The sequence below is a fragment of the Shewanella sp. S1-58-MNA-CIBAN-0166 genome (genome assembly GCF_040310085.1).
Lineage (GTDB): Bacteria > Pseudomonadota > Gammaproteobacteria > Enterobacterales > Shewanellaceae > Shewanella.
On the sequence record NZ_JBEOPN010000067.1, the window covers coordinates 1 to 2,102 of the forward strand.

The 2,102-nt window shown below is 45.3% G+C and carries 1 protein-coding gene; it reads left to right on the plus strand.

Annotated features, from left to right (window positions below):
* Positions 1-582: 582 nt before the first annotated feature.
* On the plus strand, positions 583-2,055 hold the full coding sequence (gene ltrA, locus AAEY99_RS21085; protein WP_101087243.1) for a group II intron reverse transcriptase/maturase: 1,473 nt from the start codon (positions 583-585) through the stop codon (positions 2,053-2,055).
* Positions 2,056-2,102: the final 47 nt, after the last annotated feature.

Below are 2,102 nucleotides of genomic sequence, written 5' to 3' on the forward strand. Positions count from 1 at the left end.
AATGGGGCGTGCGACGTGAGGTCGTATGAAGCGCTGTTCACCGCTTTTGAGTGAACCATCTGTATCACCAGATGAACCTAGGAGCCTGAATAAAGTAGCGGCTCTGACAATGTAATGAAGATTGGTTATAGACCAATCGGGATCTGAATCGTGAGAGAACGATCCTCCTGATAACCACAAATTGGGTGAGTGCTAGGTAGTCAGTATGATGAACATATGTAAATCCGCGTAAGGTGCGTTATACGATGAAACAGCGGAAGTGGTTTATACGCTGTGGCCAAAAGGCAATGAGAGTTGGAAAGAGATTGCCCCATGCTCTTTCGTGGTCAATATAACTCTTCGCACTATAGCGGGCATCTACCCTGACATTGCGCGACATACGGAACACGGTAAGCCTGTATTGCTCCCTTTGGGAAAGCCGATATGGCCGATAGCGGTGCAGGTATAGGAGGTTGGAAAAAGCAAAGGCTGCATTGTAACGATGCAGATACAGACTTGTGTCTGGTCACGAAAGTGAGCCCACTTCCGACTGGTCTCCCGTTGCAAGATAATTTGAAGAACTTTATTCAAGGAGAAACGCAAATGATGATTTCAACAGAGATTAGTGCCTCTCCTGACGGCGAACAATGGCAGTCCATAGACTGGAAATCCGTTGAACCGCATGTATTAAAGCTTCAGATGCGTATTGCAAAGGCAACACGAGAAGGTAAACACGGTAAGGCGAAAGCGTTGCAATGGATACTGACTCACTCGCGTTCAGCAAAACTTCTTGCTGTTAAACGAGTATCAAAAAACAAAGGCAGTAGAACGCCTGGAATAGATGGTGTCATCTGGAACACGGATGCACGCCGCATGAAAGCAGTAAATCAATTGAGCAGGAAGGCATATCAAGCCAAACCACTCAAGCGTATCTATATCCCCAAAAAGAATGGCAAACTTAGACCTCTTGGTATCCCATGCATGATAGACAGAGCACAACAAGCGCTCCACCTTCTTGCATTAGAGCCTATATCGGAGACGCTTGCTGACCCAAACAGCTATGGATTTAGACCAAATCGTAGCACTGCCGACGCAGTCGATCAGTGCTTCAAATGCTTGGCTCTAAAGAGATCAGCGCAATGGGTTCTTGAGGGAGATATCAAATCCTGCTTCGACAAAATCGGGCATCAATGGCTTGTTGATAACATCGCCATAGATAAACGAATGTTGGAACAATGGTTAAAGTCTGGTTTTATGGATAAAGGGTTGTTTTATCGTACTGATGAGGGCACGCCACAAGGAGGGGTTATATCCCCAACCTTGATGCTAATGACTCTTGCTGGACTTGAACAGCGCATAAAGTCTACAGCACTCAAAAAGGGTGCTAGGGCCAACTTTATTGGATACGCCGACGATTTCGTCGTCACCTGCGCTTCAAAGGAAGTGCTCGAGAACGATATCAAACCGTTGATCGCTGACTTCTTGGCGGAAAGAGGCTTAACACTCTCCGAAGAGAAAACGCACATTACCCACATCAACAAGGGTTTTGACTTCTTAGGGTTCAATCATAGGAAGTACAAAGGAAAATTGCTCATCAAACCGAGCAAGTCCAATACCTTGTTGTTCTTGAGTAACCTGCGCGAACTCATCAAAAAGCACGCAACCATCCCTGTTAACGATCTTATCAAACTGATAAATCCAAAACTAAGGGGTTGGGCGAATTATTATCGTCATTGCGTTGCTAAGCAAGTATTCGGGTATGTTGGGCACAAACTATTCTATACGTTATGGCACTGGGCAGTAAGGCGCCATCCAACAAAATCTAAGACTTGGATAGCCCTTAAATACTTCATCAACCGAAAAGGCCAATGGCAATTTCACGGTTGGCAGAAGGTCAAGGATATGGATTGCCAATTTAATCTATTCCAAATAGCCAAGGTGCCTATTGAGAGACACGTGAAAATCCGAAGTGCGGCTATACCATTCGACCCTCAGTACCTAGAATACTTGGTTAGGAGAAAATCGAAAAGGCAAGCTCGTAACTCTTGGAATGAATCAGCTCTCACTGCTTTATAAGTTGCTGGGTATCTAACGATACCTTTGTGGAGGCTTGAGCCTAGTGC

What these genes read in the sequence shown, in the direction of transcription:
- ltrA (WP_101087243.1), top strand. Translation starts at nt 583, where the DNA reads ATGATGATTTCAACAGAGATTAGTGCCTCTCCTGACGGCGAACAATGG.